At 61.0% G+C, this 20286-nt stretch carries 17 protein-coding genes and 2 pseudogenes; 11 read left to right on the forward strand and 8 right to left on the reverse strand.

The window, feature by feature from the left end; translation table 11 throughout:
- Positions 1–193: pseudogene (locus tag GL286_RS22380) on the forward strand (IS30 family transposase); the annotation flags it as partial.
- Between the two features lie 225 nt (positions 194–418).
- On the opposite strand, the gene fes reads toward GL286_RS22380, so the two are convergent.
- The 5 genes from fes to GL286_RS20650 all read right to left on the reverse strand — a co-directional run bounded on the left by fes (position 419) and on the right by GL286_RS20650 (position 6775).
- The gene (gene fes, locus GL286_RS20630) at positions 419–1987 is read right to left on the reverse strand and encodes an enterochelin esterase (RefSeq protein WP_170295337.1); all 1569 of its coding nucleotides are present in this window, start codon (positions 1985–1987) and stop codon (positions 419–421) included.
- Positions 1988–1998: 11 nt separating this feature from the next.
- The gene (locus GL286_RS20635; protein ID WP_170295338.1) at positions 1999–4107 is read right to left on the reverse strand and encodes a TonB-dependent siderophore receptor; all 2109 of its coding nucleotides are present in this window, start codon (positions 4105–4107) and stop codon (positions 1999–2001) included.
- A gap of 243 nt (positions 4108–4350) precedes the next feature.
- Entirely contained in the window at positions 4351–5697 is a 1347-nt protein-coding gene (locus GL286_RS20640; RefSeq protein WP_155097462.1) for a sensor histidine kinase, read from the reverse strand.
- Positions 5694–6362, reverse strand: coding sequence for a response regulator transcription factor (locus GL286_RS20645; protein ID WP_155097480.1), 669 nt, complete (start codon positions 6360–6362; stop codon positions 5694–5696). Before GL286_RS20645 ends, GL286_RS20640 begins: the two co-directional genes overlap by 4 nt.
- Positions 6362–6775 carry a PepSY domain-containing protein gene (locus tag GL286_RS20650; RefSeq protein WP_155097463.1) on the reverse strand — a complete coding sequence of 138 codons (414 nt, stop codon included), beginning with the start codon at positions 6773–6775 and terminating at the stop codon, positions 6362–6364. Before GL286_RS20650 ends, GL286_RS20645 begins: the two co-directional genes overlap by 1 nt.
- Positions 6776–6903: 128 nt before the next feature.
- Between GL286_RS20650 and GL286_RS20655 the strand changes: the two genes are divergently transcribed.
- The 3 genes from GL286_RS20655 to GL286_RS20665 all read left to right on the forward strand — a co-directional run bounded on the left by GL286_RS20655 (position 6904) and on the right by GL286_RS20665 (position 9408).
- Positions 6904–7566, forward strand: coding sequence for a sulfotransferase family 2 domain-containing protein (locus tag GL286_RS20655; protein ID WP_155097464.1), 663 nt, complete (start codon positions 6904–6906; stop codon positions 7564–7566).
- A gap of 44 nt (positions 7567–7610) precedes the next feature.
- Positions 7611–8519, forward strand: coding sequence for a DUF481 domain-containing protein (locus GL286_RS20660; RefSeq protein WP_155097465.1), 909 nt, complete (start codon positions 7611–7613; stop codon positions 8517–8519).
- A gap of 61 nt (positions 8520–8580) precedes the next feature.
- Positions 8581–9408, forward strand: coding sequence for a calcium-binding protein (locus tag GL286_RS20665; RefSeq protein WP_155097466.1), 828 nt, complete (start codon positions 8581–8583; stop codon positions 9406–9408).
- A gap of 4 nt (positions 9409–9412) precedes the next feature.
- Here GL286_RS20665 and GL286_RS20670 read toward each other — a convergent pair whose 3' ends face one another.
- Positions 9413–10660 carry a HAMP domain-containing sensor histidine kinase gene (locus tag GL286_RS20670; protein ID WP_155097467.1) on the reverse strand — a complete coding sequence of 416 codons (1248 nt, stop codon included), beginning with the start codon at positions 10658–10660 and terminating at the stop codon, positions 9413–9415.
- The gene (locus tag GL286_RS20675) at positions 10657–11340 is read right to left on the reverse strand and encodes a response regulator transcription factor (RefSeq protein ID WP_155097468.1); all 684 of its coding nucleotides are present in this window, start codon (positions 11338–11340) and stop codon (positions 10657–10659) included. The genes GL286_RS20670 and GL286_RS20675 overlap by 4 nt, the downstream gene beginning before the upstream one ends.
- Positions 11341–11504: 164 nt before the next feature.
- Between GL286_RS20675 and GL286_RS20680 the strand changes: the two genes are divergently transcribed.
- From GL286_RS20680 to GL286_RS20710, 7 genes and pseudogenes are all read left to right on the forward strand, one after another.
- Positions 11505–12818 carry an efflux transporter outer membrane subunit gene (locus tag GL286_RS20680; protein ID WP_170295339.1) on the forward strand — a complete coding sequence of 438 codons (1314 nt, stop codon included), beginning with the start codon at positions 11505–11507 and terminating at the stop codon, positions 12816–12818.
- Between the two features lie 14 nt (positions 12819–12832).
- Positions 12833–13948 (forward strand): efflux RND transporter periplasmic adaptor subunit, encoded by a 1116-nt coding sequence (locus GL286_RS20685; protein ID WP_155097470.1) that lies wholly within the window; start codon positions 12833–12835, stop codon positions 13946–13948.
- Positions 13945–17016: an efflux RND transporter permease subunit gene (locus GL286_RS20690; RefSeq protein WP_155097471.1), complete on the forward strand. Its 3072-nt coding sequence runs from the start codon at positions 13945–13947 to the stop codon at positions 17014–17016. Before GL286_RS20685 ends, GL286_RS20690 begins: the two co-directional genes overlap by 4 nt.
- 82 nt (positions 17017–17098) lie before the next feature.
- A complete protein-coding gene (locus tag GL286_RS20695; protein WP_155097472.1) occupies positions 17099–17380 on the forward strand; it encodes an RcnB family protein in 282 nt (93 codons plus the stop codon).
- A 343-nt stretch (positions 17381–17723) separates the two neighbouring features.
- Entirely contained in the window at positions 17724–18338 is a 615-nt protein-coding gene (locus GL286_RS20700) for a hypothetical protein (RefSeq protein ID WP_155097473.1), read from the forward strand.
- 38 nt (positions 18339–18376) lie between these two features.
- Positions 18377–18775 (forward strand): hypothetical protein, encoded by a 399-nt coding sequence (locus GL286_RS20705; protein WP_155097474.1) that lies wholly within the window; start codon positions 18377–18379, stop codon positions 18773–18775.
- 129 nt (positions 18776–18904) lie between these two features.
- Positions 18905–19448 (forward strand): annotated as a pseudogene (locus tag GL286_RS20710) (DDE-type integrase/transposase/recombinase); the annotation flags it as partial.
- 149 nt (positions 19449–19597) lie between these two features.
- Here the strand turns inward: GL286_RS20710 and GL286_RS20715 are convergent.
- Positions 19598–20245 (reverse strand): AAA family ATPase, encoded by a 648-nt coding sequence (locus GL286_RS20715; protein WP_155097475.1) that lies wholly within the window; start codon positions 20243–20245, stop codon positions 19598–19600.
- Positions 20246–20286 lie beyond the last annotated feature (41 nt).

Raw genomic sequence — 20286 nt, forward strand, 5'->3', positions numbered from 1 at the left:
GCGCGAACTCAAGCGCAACCATTTCCACGACAGCGAGAGCCCGAAGCTCAGCGGCTACTGGTGCGTCGTGGCGCAGAGCCGCTGCGATGCGCGCCGGACCCGTCGACGCAAGCTGGTCCGCGATTCCAGAATCCGCGACCGGGTCGAGCGCTGCCCTGCTGCCAGCCAGTGCCCCGCCCAAGGACATTTTTGAATGGCCGGGAATGGGACAATTCTGAATGGTTGCTAACGGTCTTATAGCTGGGTGGATTTTATTTTAGATATGATTTCCACAATCTTTGCCCAGTGGCGATAGCGCCGCGGCGCTGGCCGATGGAGAAGTAGGCGTTAGATCGACACCAGCCTGGCATCGCAGGACGGACGAATCCCGCGTAAACCTACCCCTGGGAACCGCATCCTCAGGAGCGGGTCTCTAACTTCAGGGCCGCCCACCAAATAGTGCGATCAGTCCGTCGGCCAATGCACCTCGCCAGACCAGATAGTCATGCCCGGCCGCATATTCACGCCAAGCGGCGTCGTAGCCGCGCAGCCGCAACGTGTCGCGCAAGATACGTGACGTCTGCAGGATACCATCGCTATCCCCGCGCGAGGTTTCGAAACTGCCTGCGGACAGGAAGAAGCGGATCGGCAGAGGCTTGGCCTCGGCAATCTGCGCCGCGACATAGGGGGTACCATCGGTTTTGGCCCCTTTCGGCGCCCACCAGAATGACCCCGACATTGAAAGCGCATTGCCGAAAGCCTCGGGGTGTCGGATTGCGATGGTTGCCGCGCCCAGCCCGCCATAGCTTGCGCCTGCCAGCACCGTACGCTGCGGATCGGGGGGAATGCCCGTCCGGTTGAGAATTTGGGGCAGCAGTTCTCCAGCCAGAACATCAGCAAAATCGGCATTGCCGGGCAGTTCGCGGGCGCGGGTTTCCGAGTCGATCGAGGGGATGAACACCGACAGAACCGGAGGCAACCGACCCTGACGGGTCAGGCTGTCCAGCATATGCGGGGCTTTCATGTCAGAAATCGCACGTTCGCCGTCAAAGATCAGCGCGACGACCAGTTCGGGATCGGCAGGGTCGAAGTTCTGGGGATGGGAGAGTACGATTTCGCGGCTATTGCCAAGGCGGGGGCTCGTGAAAGTGAAGCGCTGGAATGCCGGCGCAGCTTCGGGCAAAGGCGGGGTGCCGGGCTGCTCGGGCGCATCGGGCAAGACCAATACCGACTGTTGGTTGAAGCGGTCCGGCGCGATTTCCGGCCAAGGCTGGCGGTTCAACGGATCGACTTGCGCGGTGGCCAGAATCGCCACACGCCTTGTCCAGGCATCGCCTTCAGGCACAGGAACATCCGGCGCGATCTTATAGGATAGACGCGTATCATTCGGCACGCGGAAGCTTTTGTACCAGACATCGCTGTCGCCCAGCCGTTCCAGCCAATCGTGATCGCTGGAAGGTCCGCCAAACAGCCGCGCATTCCGCTTCGCCCCCCGCCAAAGGAAGGTGACGATGGATTGCCCCTCGCCGTCCGGCTCGACCAGCGGTGTGCCCTCATTGGCCACGGTCGCCCAGAAATCGGCGGTGTCTGCGCCCTTGGCCAAGGCCTTGGACAGAGCACTCATGCGCGGGCTAAGATAGTCCATATCCGGGGCGATCTGGGCCTCGGGCGGGACCAGTTGGTCCAGCGCGACCTCGGCCCTGCCGCCAGCCTCGGAACTCAGTTCCAGAAACATGCGCGGGCCTTCGCTCACTACGTAAAGCCGGATCGACCCATGCCCTGCACGAGCAAGTTGCCGGAAATGTGATCCGTCGCCAGCCAGAATGTTGGCATCGATCTTGTCTGAGCCAGCCTCGATACGACCGACCAGATAGCTGCCGGACGGGGCCTCGATTCCAAGCTGCACAGGCTGGCCGGCTGGCAGATCGACAAGGCGCGGCGCGCCCGGGGCGAGCCGATCTTCGGCGAACCCCGTACCCGCCTGCACCATCAACGCAATAAGTGCCACGGTTGCAGTCCTTACCATGTGTAGTCGACCGAAAGCTTGGCCTGACGCTCATTGCCGATGAAGCAGGCATAGGCGCTGGCGCAAGAGGCGGTGTAGAATTCATCCGTCAGGTTGGTGACATTGAGTTGCGCACGCACACCCTCATAGCCCATCGCCGCGAAATCGTAGCCGACGGCGGCATCGACCAGCGTCACGCCGGGCACCTCGAACGCATTGCCGCGCGCCCAGCTTTTACCGATATAGCGCAGGCCAAGCGCCGTATCCCAGCCATTCTCGAAATCATATTTGCCCCAGATCGAGGCCTGATGCAGCGGCACGCGATCGTTATGGGTGCCGACCTCGCCCTCGATCGGCGACTTGCTGATCTTCGAGTCGTTATAGGCATAGCCCGCCACCAGCGAGAATTGCTCGGTGACCTGCCCCTGCCCCTCGATCTCGAAGCCGCGCGAGCGGATCTCGCCGACCTGACGGCTAAGGCCGGTTGCATCGTCATATTTCAACACATTGGTCTGGCGCAGATCATAGGCTGAGGCGGTGACCAGCAGCGTGCCGGCCTCATTGGCCCATTTCACGCCGACCTCAAGCTGCTTGCCCTCGGTCGGATCGAACGCGTCCTGACCCGAGGTCGGAACCGTCGTCACCGGCTCGAACGAGGTCGAGTAGCTGATATAGGGCGCGAAGCCGTTCTCCATCTCATAGAGCAGGCCAAGGCGACCGCTCAGCGCCTCGCTGTCGATCGTGCTGCGGGTACCGGTCAGATTGTCCAGATCGTCATTCGTCGCCCAATCGTAGCGCAGGCCCGCCTGAATATGCAGCCGCCCATAGGTGGCCTGATCCTGCAGGTAAAGCCCGGTCTGGCGCACACGCGAGACGCCATCGGTCGCGCCGCGCGGATCGCCGGTCACGACCACATTGCCGTAAACCGGATTGAGCCAGTCGATAGAATTCGCCTCTTGCCCGTAGGTCGATTGGCTGTCGGTCTTGGAATAGGCGATATCGAGGCCGCCCAGAATGACATGCTCGCCTCCGCCTTGGTTCAGGCGATACTCAAGCTGGTTGTCGATCAGCGCCTGTTCTGTCTTGGAATAGGAATCCGTGACGGTCCGGCTGATCGTGCGCTGATCCTCTGCCAGCGAACCCCAGACCAGCGTGCGCTGATACCAGTCGCCATCCGAAAGCCGCGCCTTTTGGCGGAAGGTCAGATCGGGCGAGATTTTATGCTCCAGCGTATAGCCAAGCGCATGCGAGGTCCGTTCCGAGCGCTCGAAATCCGGATCGCCGACAAGAAAATCGCGCGGGATATAGCCGTAATCGGTCGGCTCCAGCGTGCCGAGCGCCTCGCGGAAGTTGCGATAACCGGCATCGGGCTCGCGCTGGTAATAGGCATAGGCGGTCAGCGTCGTCGCATCGGTCGGCTTCCACTGGACCGAGGGCGCCAGCGTCAGGCGGCGGGTCTCAAGCCCTTCCTCCTGCGTGTCGGCCTGCTCGGCCATGCCGACCAGACGCCATGACAGGTCCGGCCCAGTGCGGCGCGCCATGTCCAGACGCAGGCCCGCGCGCGAATTGGTGCCGGTATCAAAGCCCAGATGCGTGCCTTCGCTTCCATCGGCCTTTTTCAGCTCCATATCGATCAGACCGCCGGGGCTCGACTGGCCGTAAAGCAACGAGGCTGGCCCCTTGACCACGGCCACCGAACTCAGCAACCAAGGATCGACCTGCTGCCCCTGCCCGCTGATCGCCAGCCCCTCGAGGTAGCGCGGTGCATAACCGAAGCCGCGGATATAGGTCTCGTCCGACATGTTCGACGCGCCGCGATATTCCGACGCCACACCGGGGGTATAGCGCAGCGCCTCGGCCACCGAGTTGACTGCCTGATCGCGCATCTGCTCGTCGCTCACGACCGAGATCGAGGCCGGAGTCTCCTCAAGCGGCGTGCTGGTCTTAGTGCCTGCGGTGGTGTTGCGCACCACGTAACCGACCCCGCCCGCCGCGTTCAGCGTAACCGGGTCCAAAGTGACCGTGCTGTCCTGTGCCAAGGCGCCAAAGGGCAACCCGAAGCCGATTGCTGTTGTCAGAAGAAGTCGGGCACCGAGGCGCCGCGCGGGAAGTTTCCTGTCCATACCACTGTCCATTTTGAGGCGGACGGGCTGGAAGGAATCTGGCGCCGCAGTTTGATTGCGAAGCCGCTATAATCCCCACAGCGGAACATTCAAGACGCTTTTGTGAAATAAGGAAAAATCCGGTCACACGACGTTAGGTTGAACGTCACCCCGATAACCTGCATCAAGCAGCATGAAAGTGCAGCAGGGACGGCTGAAGCAGAAATCACGCCGCGCAGAAATCCCGAATGTCCATGGCCCCAATTACGCCAGCGGCAAGTCCACGGCAATTTGCAGCCCGCAATCCGGAGAGCGTGAAAAATCCAGCTTTCCACCGTTCAAGTGGACGATTTCGCGCACGATTCCCAGTCCCAAGCCGTTTCCGTCTGTTCGTCTATCCATGCGCAACCCTTGCGACGTGAAGCCCCTTATGTCCGCTTCACTCAATTTCCCACTGTCATCGGATATTGTCAGGCGCACATATGTGTCCGACCTGGCGGAACGAATGCGGACAATCCGTTCCGCCCATTCGCCGGCGTTTTCCAGCAGGATGCCAAGCATCTCGACCAGATCATTGCGGTCGATATCGAGATGTAAGTCCTCGTCCTGATCGATGACCCATTCAAGCTTCTCCCCTTGCGCAGTACGACGCATCACGCCGACGATACGGGAAAGAACCTCGTTCAAATCTGTGTCAAGCTTGACCGACCTGCTGCGCTGTCGCAACCGCGAGAGACGTAATTGATAGTCGATCCGCTCGCCCATTTCGGTGACCAGTTCATCGATCATATCCGCATTCGCGGCATCGCCGCGATCACGAAGCTGATCCGAAACCGTTCCCAAGGCAGAGAGCGGCGTCTTAAGACCATGCGCCAGATCCGCCGCTCGCGAGCGCGCGAATTCGATCAACTTCTGCTGGGTCTCAAGCAGGGCGTTCATCTCGCGTACCAGTGGAACGACCTCATGGGGGACTTCGGTATCAAAGCGGCTATTCTCGCCGCGTCGAATGGTTTCGACGGCGCGGCGCAGGCTACGCAGGGGCCGCAGACCAAGGCTGACCTGCGCCATCGCGGCAAGGCTTAGCGAGGCCCCCAACACCAGCAAGGCAATGAAGATATCGTGCCCGAAACGCGAGATCGACTGATCCAGAACCGCCCGATCCTGTGCGACAAAGATTTGGTAAAGGCGCGCGCCACCATCGCGCGAAAAACGCACGTCCAGAACCATCGCTGATAGCGGGCTGCCATCCGGCCCGTCAGCGATGAAATGCATCGGCCCCTCGCCTTGGGATTGTGGCGCTTCGATGCGATAATCCCAAAGCGAACGCGAACGCAGCGTGTCCTGCCCGTTTGAACTGATCTGCCAGTAAAACCCGCTTAGCGGGATGTCATAGCGTGGATCGGCAGGCTGGTCGGTCAGGCGCACATCCTGTGCTGCCGGATCGATGAGGGCAGTCAGGCGCGCGGCATTGGCCTGAAGATCTTCACGAACAGAGCGTTCGACCGCGCTGACAAACAGATAAAGGACCGCCGCTCCCGTCAGCAGCAGGGCAAGCGAGATCCACAGCCCCGCCCCGGCCAGCAACCGGACCCTGAGGGAATTCACCCTCATGCCTCGTCGCTCCCAAGGACATAACCAAAGCCGCGGCGGGTCTTGATGATATCGGGGCCGATCCGGCGACGGACACGACCCACCAACACTTCGACCGAGTTCGAATCCCGTTCGAAATCCTGCGCGTAAAGATGCTCGACAATTTCGAGTTGCGGGACGACCCGCCCCTTTTGATGCGCCAGATAAGCCAGAAGGCGGTATTCCTGCGGGGTTAGCGGTAAAGGCACACCGCTGCGGGTCACCTGCATCAACCGCGTATCAAGAACCAATCCGCCGCCGATTTCGATGCGCGAGGTCACTTGCCCGGCCGCGCGCCGGATCAAGGCGCGGATGCGGGCGACGACCTCCTCCATCCGGAAAGGTTTGACGACGTAATCATCGGCCCCGACCTCGATCCCCTCGACCCGTTCGTCCCATTGCCCCCGCGCCGACAGGATCAGAACGGGCATGTTGCGACCGGCGCGACGCCATTCCTTGAGCACGGTCAGTCCGTCCATGGCCGGAAGGCCCAGATCAAGAACGACGGCGTCGAATTCCTCGGTCTCGCCGCGATGCCATGCATCCTCGCCATCGGCTTCGATCTCGACGACAAAACCGGCGGCGGTCAGCGCGGCCTCAAGACGTTTTCCGATCCGCAGATCGTCCTCGGCAACCAGAATTCGCATCATTCAAGCTCCACCGGTTGGCCGCTGCGGGCGATGAAATAGGTATCGCGTACATCCCCCGAGGGTTCGAGCACGGTCAGCCGATAATAAAGTGTTCCCCCGCGCCGGATGAGGGCTGCGTCGATCACCTGCCCGACTGAGCTGCGGCGCAACGTCTCGACAATGCGCTCAAGCGGCACGGCCTCGCGGCTTTCGCGTGCCATCAGGGCGGCATCCTGATCGGAGAGTTCCGGCTTGTTCGGACCGCGCGGATTGTGGGGGTCAGACCTGCCCCCGTGCGGCGAGCGATCCGCGTGCGGCCCACCGGCAGGGCCTGAGCCGGGCCCACCGCGACCCTGCGCACAGGCAAGGCCCGCCGTCATCAACTGGGCGGCGATCAACAGAACGGAAAGCAGGGTGCGATTCAGGGGCATGATCCGGGCATTAGCACCGCCAAGCTGAAGAAACGCTGACAACGCGCTCAGCAAACGGTCAGGAGCCGGGGTCTATACGATGATTCGATAGCGGCGACAAACGCCGCGCAACGAAGATCGGAGTCGCAATGTCGATCCATTTCCATCCCCTGCCCGTTCCCGCCACGCCTGTCAGAACGGCGTTCTCGGCTCGGCTGGACAATCGCGCAGCCTCGCGTCCGGGTGACTTGCACCTGACATTGACCTTGGGCGGAAAACGCATCCGCTATGCCTATATCCGCAAGAACGGATGCTCGTCCTTCAAGGCCGCCTTGGGCTATCCGCCCGAAACCCGCATCTCGGTCGTCGCGCAGCGACATCGGGCGCGCTGGTATCACCGCTTCGATGCCACGACCTTTGTCTGGCGCGACCCCGAGGAGCGCCTGCTAAGCCTTTACCGCAACAAGATCATCGAGCAGCGAAACAGCGAAGACATCTGGCGGCGCTACCGGATTGCCATGGGCGAGGAGCCGTCGGGTTTCGACAGGTTTGTCGAGTTTGCGATGCTGTTTTCGGACCCGCATTGCCGCCCGCAGGCCCACCACCTTGGCAGGCTGGCCTATAGCCACGCGATTCCGCTTCATCGCCTGCATGACGCGATGCGCGACCTTGTCGGCGACGAAGCGGCACAGCCATTCCTGCGACCCGTGAACAGTTCGACCCCTTCTCCTGTCCGGATCAGCCCGCGCGCGCGCCAACTGATCCGTTGGGCCTATGCCGATGATTACCGGATGATCTCGCGCCTCGCCTGATCCTCGCCGAGCAGTTTCCACCACCACTAAGGAAAGGTCAGCACATGACCCCAAAACAAACGCCCATCTGGGCGGCAGCCCTGCTTGCTTTGAGCGGCCCGGCTCTCGCCCAGTCCGAAATAGCCACTGGCGCGAATGCTACCGGCATCTCGATCATCAACGAGCGTCTGAACGACGTCGAGGATGCGGCGCAGGACGATTTCTCGCGGTCGGCCGACGCAGCACGCTTTGCCAATCCCAATCTGCGCCAAGGGCTGTTCGGCTCGGTCGCGATGACCTATGCGGGCCGCAGCGGCAATGCCGAGAACCAGGATTTCAGCCTTGCCGGCAGGCTTTCTTATAATCAGGGGCAATTCGCGCAATCGCTTGGTCTGCTGCTCGAATATGGTGAAAGCGATAGCGGCGGAACCGACACCAAGGACGCCTACGCCATCTATGACGGGCAATATTACTTCGACGACAATTTCTACGCCTTTGCCTTGGGCCGTCTGACCGTGGACGGCTTGGCCGGCGACCCCGAGGATGACAGCGACGAGGCGATTGCGGATCAGGCCGGACGGCTGAAACGCGACGCCTTCCTAGGCTTTGGTCCCGGTTATCGCGTGCTGGGATCGGACCAGACGACTTGGCGGCTGCAAGCGGGCCTTGGTCTGCGCTACACCAAGGCGGTGAATGTCAGCACGGCGGGCGATATCGGTTTTGAGTCGAATACCGAGGCCGGATACATCGTCTCGTCACGGTTTTTCCATCGGATCAGCGACACGGTATTTCTGACCAATGACACCGACTATCTGACCTCGGACACGAACGATACCGCGACGAATGAATTCGGCCTGAATTTCAAGGTGACAGACAGTTTGTCGACGCGGGTCTCTTACCGTTCGGAATATGTCTCGGATCGGGCGATCCGCACGGATAACACGCTGGGCCTGTCGCTGGTCTACGGCTTCTGAACCCTTCGCGACGGCAGGGGACCATGCGGCCCCTGCCCCATTCCCGATTTCGAGAACTGATATGAACTCCACCATTTTCCTGATGCTGGGCCTGCTCGGCATCGTCGGGCTTGGCTCGCTTGTGGCCGAGAACGACGACGACGTCTCGCCCGAGGCAGATTATGATGACCCCTATGGCGGTCGCGAACTGACAGAGGGCACCGAGCATGACGACACCATCACCGGCACCGCCGCAGACGAGGCAATCCAGAGCTATGAGGGCGATGACGTTGTCGATGCGGGCGCAGGCGATGATCTGGTCTGGACCGGCTATGGCGACGATACCGTAACTGCCGATGCGGGCGATGATGAAATCTATCTCGGATATGGCGACGACCTTTACGGGGCCTACGATCTTGCGGCTGATGAGGGCAATGACACGATAGACGGTGGCTATGGCGATGACACGATCACCGTCAATTCAGGCAATCACTCGATCACCGGCGGATATGGGGACGACCAGATCGAGGATTACGGCGGCACCGTCCATGTGAATGGCGAGCGCGGCGATGATCTGATCCTGTCGGCAGACGATTCCGACGAGGATGCGGCAGATACCCTTCTGGGCGGATCAGGCGACGACACCATCTATGCGGGCGGAAATGACATCGTTGACGGGGGCGACGGCGATGACGACATCATCCTGAGCAGTTCTTCGGACGGCGTGACGCAGATCACTTGGGACAGCGACGATACGATCACCGTTACCCTGTCGGATGATTACGTCGGCGACGGAGAACTGACTTTCGTGCAGGATGGCGACAATGTGCAGGTCCTGCTGGATGGCACGGTCATCGCGCTGTTGCTGGACGTCGATGTAGACGACGTCGACAATGTCTCGGTTGGCTAAGACTTCAGACAATACCCTCGTCAAATCCACCATGGCTCAGTGGCAGGACGCATGTGACGGTTAGTCCCCCGCCGTCGCGGTTTCTGGCTGTGATGGTCCCGCCATGCAAGCGGATTACATTGGCTGCAATCGCCAACCCAAGACCAATTCCGTCACGGGATTCGTCGCGCACAAAGGCATGGAAGATCGACGTAATCTGATCGGGGGCCACCCCCGGGCCCCGGTCACTGATCGTCAGCTCGGCGCTTGATCTGTGGGTGACAAGCCGTAACTCGACCGTTGCCCCTTCAGGCGCATAGCGCAAGGCATTCCGGATGATGTTCTCGATCGCGCGGTGCAAAAGTTCGGGATCGGCGGCCATAGGCAGGTTGTGCGGGCCGGAATATTCAAGCCTGATCCCGCGCGCCTGCCCCTCGAATTCGGCGTCCCGGATGATGGGGTCGAGGATGTCCAGCAGGTCGATTTCCACGCGCTGCGTGGTTTGCGCCGTTCCACGCTCCATGCGGGCAAGGGTCAGAACCTCGTCGACAAGCTGATCGATGCGACCGATATCGCCATCCATCCTGTCAAGCATGGCGGGAAGACGCGCCGGATTGCGCCGCAGCAGCGCAGTCTGCGCCTGCAGGCGCGCCAACGGAGAGCGGATCTCGTGCGATATGTCGTGAAACAGCCGCGAGCGGCTTTCGGTCAGTTCCTGCAGCTTTTCCGCAGCCGTGTCGAAGGCGCGCCCCACATCCGCGATCTCGGGCTCCGAGCGGTGCAGATCCTGCCCGATGCGACGGTCCAGATCACCTTGCGAAAGCGCGGTCAGCCCCGCGCCGATGCGCCGGATCGGGCGCACGAAGCGTCGCGCCAACAGCAAGGCGCAGATCAGGCTGACAAGGATCCCTATCGTCAAAGGGGTAAGAATGGGCAGGAACCGCTCTAGTCCACCCAGTTGCGCCAATGGCGGACGGGTGAGGATGCAGCGCGTATCGGTAAGATGCAGGACGAGTCCGGGCCCATCGCAGGCCGCGCCATTCGCCACGATCACATGGCCATTCAGCGCGGGGCTTTCGGCGATAGTTGTGGCGATATCTGTGCTGTTCGACCCGATATTGGCGGTGGCCTGCACCAGTTGCCGGACGGTTTCGATCGGGACATGGCCGGGCGGCGGCAGATCCAAGCGGACCGTCAAGACCAGCAAAAGCAGCGAGGTGCCGATGATCGCGCCCCAGATGTACCAGAAGAAGCGCAGGACCATCTGTCTCATGTCGCCACCAGTTGGTAGCCCTTGCCGCGCACCGTCATGATCGGTGCCGCATCGCCAGAGATCGCCGCGATCTTCTGCCTGACGGCAGAAAGATGCACGTCGATGGAACGGTCATAGGGGGCAAGGGGACGGCCCAGACCTTGTTCGGAAAGCTCTTGGCGGGACACGATGCGGCCCGCGTTCTGGGCAAGAATTTCAAGCAGGTCGAACTCGGCCCCGGTCAACTGCAACGGCCGCCCGTGCCAAAGCGCGCTGCGTGTCTGGCTGTCAATGACAAGCCGGCCGACCGTCAACGGCGCCGAATTCGTCACCATCCGTCCGCCCAACCTGCGCAGGATCGCCCGCAGGCGCGCCGCCAACTCACCCGGAGAGCAGGGCTTCGCCAGATAGTCGTCCGCGCCCAGATCCAGCCCCGAGATCCGGTCCACCTCATCCCCTCGGGCGGTCAACATCAGCACGGGGATCGCGCTTTCGCGGCGGATGCGGCGCAGAACCTCGATTCCGCTGATGCCGGGCATCATGATGTCCAGAACGACGATCTCGGCTCTGGTTTCGGCGATGGCCTCATGACAACGCCGGCCATCGGCCAGATGGCTGACGGCAAACCCCTCCTGTCCAAGATATTCGGCCAGCAATTCGGCCAAAGCGGTGTCATCGTCGATCAGCAGAACGGAAATCATCAGCGCCTCCGTCTTGCGTGATAGCGTGTCCCGCGAGGCCTTGGGGAAAAATTACCCTTCTTTGCGCTGTCTTTACACATCTTCACAAAGCGGCGGGCCACAACCCCGGCATGATCCGCAAGAAACACCCCCTGCGTCCTATTTGCGCCCTTGCGGCGGCTGCCATGCTGTCCGCATGCGGGACGACGCTCATTGAACCCGCCCCGAAACAGATGGTCTCGGCCCGATTTGCCACCCAAGCACCACAGGCGGGGAATACGATCGATTTCAACTGGTGGGCGCAGTTGAACGACGCGCAACTGAACGAATTGCTGCAACTGGCGCGGCAGAACAGCCCCGATCTACGCTCGGCAGCGGCCAGCGTCATGCAGGCCCGCGCCGTGGCGGATCAGGACCGCGCAGACCAGTTTCCGTCCCTGACCGGATCCGCCGCGCGCACCGCGTCCCGCGAAGACGGCAGCCCAAGGCGCAAGGTCGGCACGGCCGCGCTGGATGCCTCGTGGGAAATCGATCTGTTCGGGCGTGCACGTGAGACGGCAAGGGCATCACGGCTTTCCGCCCGCGCCGAAGAGGTCGCCTATGCAGGTTCCTATGTCAGCCTCTCGGCCGAGGTCGCGGATGGCTATGTGCAATACCGCGCCTGCAAGCAGGTCGAGGCTGTCTATCGCGAAGCGCTGCGGTCACAGCAGGGCACCGTGAAGGCGACAGGGGATCTGGTGACGACGGGCTTGGCCGGATCGGGAGACGGGGCACTCGCCAGTGCCAATGCCGCGACTGCGGCGATCTCGCTGCAAAGCGGCAAGGCCAGTTGCCGAGTGCTGGCACAAGGACTGGCGGTCATCGTGGGGGTCTCACAATCCCAGATCGACGAGATCCTGTCGCGCGGCAGTGCCATTCCCCGCGCCAAGGCCTTCCGCGCCGCGACCGTTCCCGCCGAGGCGCTGCGCCAGCGCCCGGATGTGATCGAGGCCGAATTGAACTTCGCGTCCGCGCTGGCCGATATGGGTGCGGCGCGGGCCGATCTGTTCCCCTCGCTGGGCTTGGACGGTTCGGTCACCCTGACCAACCCGTCAAGCTGGAGCTTCGGTCCGGCGCTGTCGCTGCCGATCCTTGATGGCGGGGCGCGCAAGGCGGGGCTGAAAACCGCCAATGCCAGCGCGATTCTTGCGGGCGAGACCTATCGCAAGACCGTGCTGTCGGCAGTCGCCGAGATCGAGGGCGCGATGACCGAACTCGGCGCCGCGCGTGCGAATGGGGCAAGCGCCCGTTCCGCCGTGGCGGGCTATAAAAGCCATTTCGCGGTGATCGACGAAAGCTGGCGTGCCGGGTTCGAGACGCTGATTACCCGTGAAGAGGCCCGACGCAGTCTGCAGACCGCGCAGATTACCGAAATCCAGCAGCGCGAAGAGGAAACCCGACAATGGATCGCGTTGTTCAAAGCTATGGGCGGCGGATGGACGACCGAGGCGCGGCAATGACAAGGGGATGGGCAATGAAATCGAGCAGACTTGCGCCGCTGTTGCTGGCGCTGTCCTTGGCAACAGGCGCCGCTGGTGCGCAAGAGACGACACAATCCTCGCCCGCGCTCAGCGTCGAAATTGCGTCGCCCGAAAGCCAAATTTGGCCGGTGCGCTTGGAAACCAATGGCCGGATGCAGGCCTGGCACGAGGCGCTGATAGCCGCCGAAACCGGAGGGCAGCGCATCGAAAGCGTGAATGGCGATGTAGGCTCTGTCGTCAATAAAGGCGATGTTCTGGCCCAGCTTTCCACGGACACGCTGAAAAACACCATCATCCAGCAAGAGGCCACGGTGCTATCCGCCGAGGCCGCGCTGGAACAGGCCAAGGCCGATGCCGACCGCGCCCGCACCCTGCGCAGCGGCCATTCCACCGCGATTTCCGACCAGCAGGTGACCGAATATCTGGTGACCGAACGCAAGGCCGATGCCGATCTGGCCTCGGCCAAGGCGGCGCTTGCCAGCACACAACTGGATCTTGAGCGTACGACGATCCTAGCGCCGGATGACGGCGTGATTTCCTCGCGTTCGGCCTCGATGGGCAATGTCGTCGCCAGCGGGACCGAATTATTCCGCCTGATCCGCCAAAGCCGGATCGAATGGCAGGCCGAGGTGCCGATCCGCTTTCTGGGCCACATCAAGGAAGGCACCGAGGTCGCCATCCCGACCCCGATTGGCACCGAGGTTTTGGGCAAGGTCCGGCTGATCTCGCCCACGGCGTCGGAAACGACGGGTCGCGTCATTGTCTATTGCGCGATGACCCCGCCCGCCGATGCGCCCATGCCCAAGATCGGCATGATGGTTTCGGGCCATTTCAACTTGGGCGATACCGAGGCTTTGACGGTGCCCGCTTCGGCCACCTCGATGCGGGACGGTTTTATCTATGTCTTCGTGGTCAATGAAGGGGCAGAGCCAACGACCGTTACCCGCAAACGGGTCGAGATCGGCCGCCGCAATGATGATCGCGTCGAGATCCTGTCGGGCATCGAAGTGACAGACCAGATCGTGCAGGCAGGCGGAGCCTTTCTCAGCGAAGGCTCGGTCGTCAACGTTGTGAACAATCCGGCCAAGGATGCGGAGGCAAGCCAATGAATTTCTCGGCTTGGGCGATCCGCAATCCGGTTCCGCCGATCCTACTTTTTGTCATGCTGACCGCCTTGGGCCTGATGGGCTTCAATCGGCTGGATGTGCAGAATTTCCCCGAGATGGACCTGCCGATGATCTCTATCTCGGCGACTCTGGATGGTGCCGCCGCAAGTCAGTTGGAAAGCGAGGTTGCCCGCAAGATCGAGGACGAATTGACCGGTCTGACCGAGTTGGACTCGGTCACGACCACGATCACCGATGGCTCGGTTTCGATCAATGTCTCGTTCAATATCGGCAAGGATTCCCAAGTCGCGCTGGACGAGGTGAAAAGCGCGGTCGATCAGGTCATCTCGGAACTACCCTCTGGGATGGAGAATCCGACCGTCACCAAGTCCGAACTGAACGATTCCCCGCTGATCACCTATGTCGTCAGTTCGGACCAGCTTGACGAAGCCGAGCTTAGCTGGCTGATCGATAATGACATCGAGCAGGCGCTGATGGCCGTCGATGGCGTCGGCGAGATCAGCCGATTGGGCGGCATAGACCGCGAAATTCGCGTGCATCTGAATGCGGATATCATGTCGGGGCTACGGCTGACGGCCTCGGATGTGAATGCGCAGCTTGACGATGTGCAGCGTGACCTTTCCGGCGGCGAGGCCCGCGTTGGCGGCGAAAACCAGACCCTGCGCGTCGATGCCGCTGCTGCGACGGTCGAGGAACTCAGCGCCATTCCGATCCCGCTGCCGAATGGCGGCTGGGTGCGGCTGGATGAAATCGGCGACGTGACCGACACCCATGCCGATCGCTCGTCGCTGGCCTATCTGAACGGCAAGCCGGTCATCGCAATGCAGGTCAAACGGTCCAAGGGCTATTCCGATGTCACCGTCACCGAAGACGTGCGCGAGGCATTGGCCACATTCGGCGCGGCCCATCCCGAGATCACGCTTTCCGAGGCCTATAACACCATCACCACCACGGTCGAGAATTACGAAGCCTCGATGCATATGCTTTACGAAGGCGCGATCATCGCGATCTTCGTCGTCTTTCTGTTCCTGCGCGACTGGCGGGCGACCTTCCTTGCCGCCGTCGCCTTGCCTTTGTCGATCATCCCGACCTTCATGGTCATGGACCTGATGGGCTACGCGCTGAACTCGATCACACTGCTGGCTTTGTCGCTGGTCGTCGGCATCCTTGTCGATGACGCCATCGTCGAGGTCGAGAATATCGAGCGCCATTTGCAGATGGGCAAGACCGCCTATGACGCCTCGATGGAGGCAGCAGACGAGATCGGCCTTGCGGTCATCGCCACGACCTTTTCGCTGGTCGCGGTGTTTCTGCCGACGGCCTTCATGGACGGGATTCCGGGCATCATCTTCAAGCAGTTCGGGATCACAGCGGCGGTTGCGGTGCTGTTCTCGCTGCTGGTCGCTCGGCTCGTCACGCCGATGATGGCGGCCTATATGCTGAAGACCAGCACCCATCAGGAAAAGCCTGATGGCTGGATCATGCGGAAATATCTGTCGCTGATCCGGTTGGTGTTGCGGCATCGCTGGATACCCGTTCTGGGGGTCGCGGCCTTCTTTGTGGTCACGGCAATGGCGGTCAGCCATATGTCCACGGGGTTTTTCCCTGCCTCGGATAACAGCCAGACGCAGGTGACGATCACGGCGCAACCGGGCGCGACCATCGAGCGCACCGATGCCGTGGCGCGGGCCGCCGTCGATGCGATCAAGGATGTCGAACATGTCACGAGCGTCTTTCAGGCAACCGGAACAGCCTCGACAGGGGGCATGGGCGGCGGCAGTTCGGATGCCGTCAATACCGCCACTTTGGTCGTGAACCTGACGCCCATCGACGACCGCGACATGAAGCAGTCCCAGATCGAGGGCGAGTTGCGCAACGCTCTGACCGCCATCCCCGGCGTCCGCGTCGAGGTTGGTTCAGGCGGCAATGGCACCGAGTTGCAAGTGGCACTGGCGGGCGACAATGCCGAGGCGCTGGAAACCGCCGCCTCGGCCCTTGAGGCCCAGATCCGCACCCTTCCCGGCCTAGGCAATGTCACCTCATCCGCCGCCATCCAAAGCCCTGCGGTGGTGATCACGCCCGATCTGGCCCGCGCCGCCTCGATGGGGGTGACCTCGCGCGCGATATCGGACGCGATCCGCATCGCGACGGCTGGGGCCTATGACGCGGCATTGTCCAAACTGAATCTGCCCGAGCGGCAAGTCGCGATCCGCGTCATGCTGGACGAGACGAACCGCGAGACCTTGGACCGCATCGCCCTTATCCCCGTCGCGGGCGCGAGCGAAAACGTCACGCTGGGCGCGATAGCGGATATCTCGATGGGTTCGGCCCCGTCCGAAATCAACCGCCTCGACCGCAAGCGCAATGTGACGATCACCGTCGAGTTGAACGGCCGCAACCTGTCGGATGTGATGGCCGAGGTGAAGGCGCTGGACGCCAATCGCAATATGCCTGCGGGCGTTCATGACGTCGAACAGGGTGATATCAAACGTCAGACAGAGCTTTTTACCTCATTCGCGACCGCCATGGCGATCGGGATCTTCTGCATCTACGCGGTGCTGGTGCTGCTGTTCCATGATTTCCTGCAACCGCTGACAATCCTGATGGCGCTGCCGCTGGCCCTTGGCGGGGCTCTGTTGCCGCTGGTGATTTCGGGGACGAGTTTTTCGATGCCCGCTGTGATCGGGTTGCTTTTGCTGATGGGGATCGTGTCGAAAAACTCGATCCTACTGGTGGAATATGCGATCACCGCGCGCCGCGAAGGGATGAGCCGTTTCGACGCGCTGGTTGATGCCTGTCACAAGCGCGCCCGTCCGATCATCATGACGACGGTTGCGATGGCCGGAGGTATGGCCCCCGCCGCGCTTAGTCTGATCTCGGGCGATCCGAGCTTCCGCCAGCCGATGGGCGCAGTGGTGATCGGCGGGCTGATGACGTCGACCTTGCTCAGCCTCGTGGTGATTCCGGTCGTCTACACCTTTATCGACGATTTCGAGCATGCCTTGGCACGGCTGTTCAGGCGCGGCGTGGAAAAGCCCGCCTCGCACTAGACCATCACACCATCAAACCGTTGGATCTGCCCGTCAGCATTGCTGTTCGGCTGACTGACTTTCGCTGCCGAAAGGACCTGAATTGAAACTTTTGCCGCTGATCGTTGTGGTGCTTCTATGCGCATGTGGCTCTGATGAGCCGATGGCGCACATCTATCGCTATCCAGAGGGCATCAAGGTCGACACGCCCTACCAGCCGGGGATGAACTATTCTTCGGGCGGCCTTGTCGTCGATTATCACAATCACGCGCTGGATGAGCCGGAAAAGGATCAGCGTTGGGTTCTGGAAACCGGAGCGTTCCTGCTGGTCTCCGCCAACGGAACGATCGTTTCTGTCGTGCCGGCACAGTATGTAAGGAACTGATCCGACGCGCATTGTTCTTACCGCGCGGCTAACTTGAGGGCCAATGGCGCGGCTTTGCGACGGAACGCCTTTTTCACGGCCCTCTCCATCCTGAGTCGACGGCAAACGACAATCGCCGATCAGATCAAGCAGCGCCACGAACCGGAGCCTCCGAGCCAATTGAGCTGCAGCACGTGGATCAAGTTGCTCAGCGATAATGCGAAATCATCTTGTCGATTACGACCGCACCGCTTTCGTTTACAAATTGGCCCTTTCTGGAAACCGATTGTTACTCACAGGACCTAAACGGGAAAAACTCCGGGGGTAGTCTCGTCGGGACAGTAACTGGAAAAAGAAGTTTCCCATGCCCCAAAAACCGACGAGCCATCTGCTCGTTGCCGCCCTATTGGCGGTGACGGCAGCACCTGTTTTTGCGCAACAGAGTGTCCCGCCTCGGCTGGATATTTCAGCCCAATTCGAGAATCCTCCAAGTGGCTCCGAGCACGTTCCTTGGCAGATGCCGCGTGATGCAATGCCTGAGATGCGCCTAGCCGAAAGACTGGCCGCAGCCGAAATCTACCTAGGTATCACCACAGAACAAGAACCAGCTTGGCGAGACTATTGCCAAGCTTTGCTGAAGTTCGCGCCGGTTCCCTTCGTTGCAGATGACAAAGCGCCATCAGCCGATCCGAACGGTCAGATGCCCAAACGTCTGATGAGTGAAGTTCTGGCCCAGAATGCACTTAACCAGTCCGAAAAGGCACGTACCTTGTTGAATGCCGTCAGTGCTTTGCGAAGCAGCCTGGATCCCGATCAGATCGAGCGGCTTGCGTGGATCGAGCCCAGCTTTCATCAGAAACCGCATGGCCCGTTTCCTCATGGCGGTCCCGACTGGCCTCAAGTCGAACATTGGAGCGGTCCAATTCGGCAGATACCGCATCATGTAGGTCCGGAAATGCCAGCCCCGGATATGCGCTAATTCCATCAAAACCAGTCTGTCTAGATGAGGACAATGAAATGCAAAATTTTCTGAATTCGGTAGCGGTCACGTTGACGATTGCAATGTCGGGTTCGGCTATGGCTGCACCTGTTCAGCAAAGCCAATGCAGCCAGCAGGATCGAAATTGTGCCAATCATGCGCAACCGCAAAAACGCGAGCAGTCAATGCAGGGTAAGGCCGACGGCAACCGTGTGGAGGAGAGAAAATCACAGTCCAAAGTGGCGCAAGTCAGCGTTCCGAAGCGCGGCGAGGATGCCAAGCAGGGACGCTCGTTGAAATCGGCTGACACCCGGAGCATGGCCAAACCAGGTGCCGGGCGCGATTATCGAGTCGTCAACGACCGCGTGGTTCTGGTGGATTCTGAAACCAACAAGATCGTGGAAGTTATGGGGAAAGCGGCAGACCTGCTGAAGTAACCCGAGCACAAAAACACTGTGCGGCGATCCGGTATTTCGGTCGCCGTTTTCTATATCGGATCGGCTTTATCATACAAACTGGGTTGTGGTCATAAGGGCCCTTTCGCTTTGAGTTCATGGGGATTGCCAGTTTGTTCGCGTTACGGGGCCCGGTTAGGCGTTGGCTGCCATTTTACCGGCTGCATCAGGCGCGACAGGCCCGCCGCCACCGACAAATTGCAACTGGGTGAAGTGGCCATCCCATCTGAGGCCGGAAATACCGGCTCTGGCGGGCGGTGGTCGCGAGCGGGAATGTCCTCGACATTCTCGTTCAGCCACAGCGGAGTGCCACGACAGCAAGGCGCTTCCTGACAAGTCTGATCGCTCGGTTTGGCGAGCCACGCGTCATGGACTCGGGCAAACTGCGCAGCTATTTCAAGCCGATCCGCGACCTTGCACCGGGTACGGATCATCGCGCGCGCAAGGGGCTCAACAACCGGATTGAAGGATCGCACAGACCAACGTGAAAAGCTGATGGGCCGGCAAAAGTCTCCTCCGGCAGACCCAGAGGTTCCTCGGCACTCACGACCAGATTCAAATGATCTTCGGTACCCAACGTTATCAACGGTCCGCCATCGCATACCGCAATGCCCAAGTCGTCGCTTTCGATCTCTGGGGCGGTTATTTCACCGAAAGGGAGCCTGACAGGCAAAGGGCCCATCCTATTTCCAGCATGCCCAAACAAGATGGAGGTCCCGTTTTTTGGGGGCGAGCTTATGAACCTGCCGATCAATAGGAACTTAGCTGAACAGGTTTGGCGCGCATGCTGGTCGAAAGGCCCTTTCATACCTTATGCGAGCCAATGACGAGTTCGGCAGGTCGTGAGTGAGCCAAGACCAAGTCAGCGTTAGGAAGGTCGTTCTCGACGACCTTACCCTCGGCAAAAGATCGCTCCATGCCCTGATCCAGCCATCGCTGTATCAGGCGCCGCATGAGTTCGTCGCGGGGGACTTGCAGGGCTACTGTCAGGTCGAAAAGCTGCGCCAGATTTATCCAGGGCGGGGCGTCCAGCAGCAGATAGTTACCCTCGACCAGCAAAAGCGGCGTCTCTGCGGGGATCAGCCTTGCCCCGGCACGAGAGATTTCCAGATCGCGATCGAAAACCGGCACAGCGATTTCGCTCTCTAGATTGGCGCGCAGGCGTGCCAGCAACGCGGCGAGACCGCCGACGTCGAAGGTGATGGGCGCACCCTTACGGGCGAGCGTCCCGCGGGCGCGCAGAATGGCATCGTCGTAATGAAACCCGTCCATCGGCACGATGGCAGCTAATCCTAGGCTCTCACGGTTCAGCGTCTCGGCGATGGCTTCGCACAAGGTCGACTTCCCACTTCCCGGAGGCCCGGCGACAGCCACGAGTCGTCTTCCTTGCCTGGCGAGATCGCGTAGTGTCGAGAGTAGACGGTTAATATCGGTCTCGATGCGATTGCTCATTTTTCCGTCCCTCATCGCTGGCAGCAACATGATCTGAATAG

It is taken from the genome of Paracoccus aestuariivivens, from assembly GCF_009711225.1.
GTDB classification, from domain to species: domain Bacteria; phylum Pseudomonadota; class Alphaproteobacteria; order Rhodobacterales; family Rhodobacteraceae; genus Paracoccus; species Paracoccus aestuariivivens.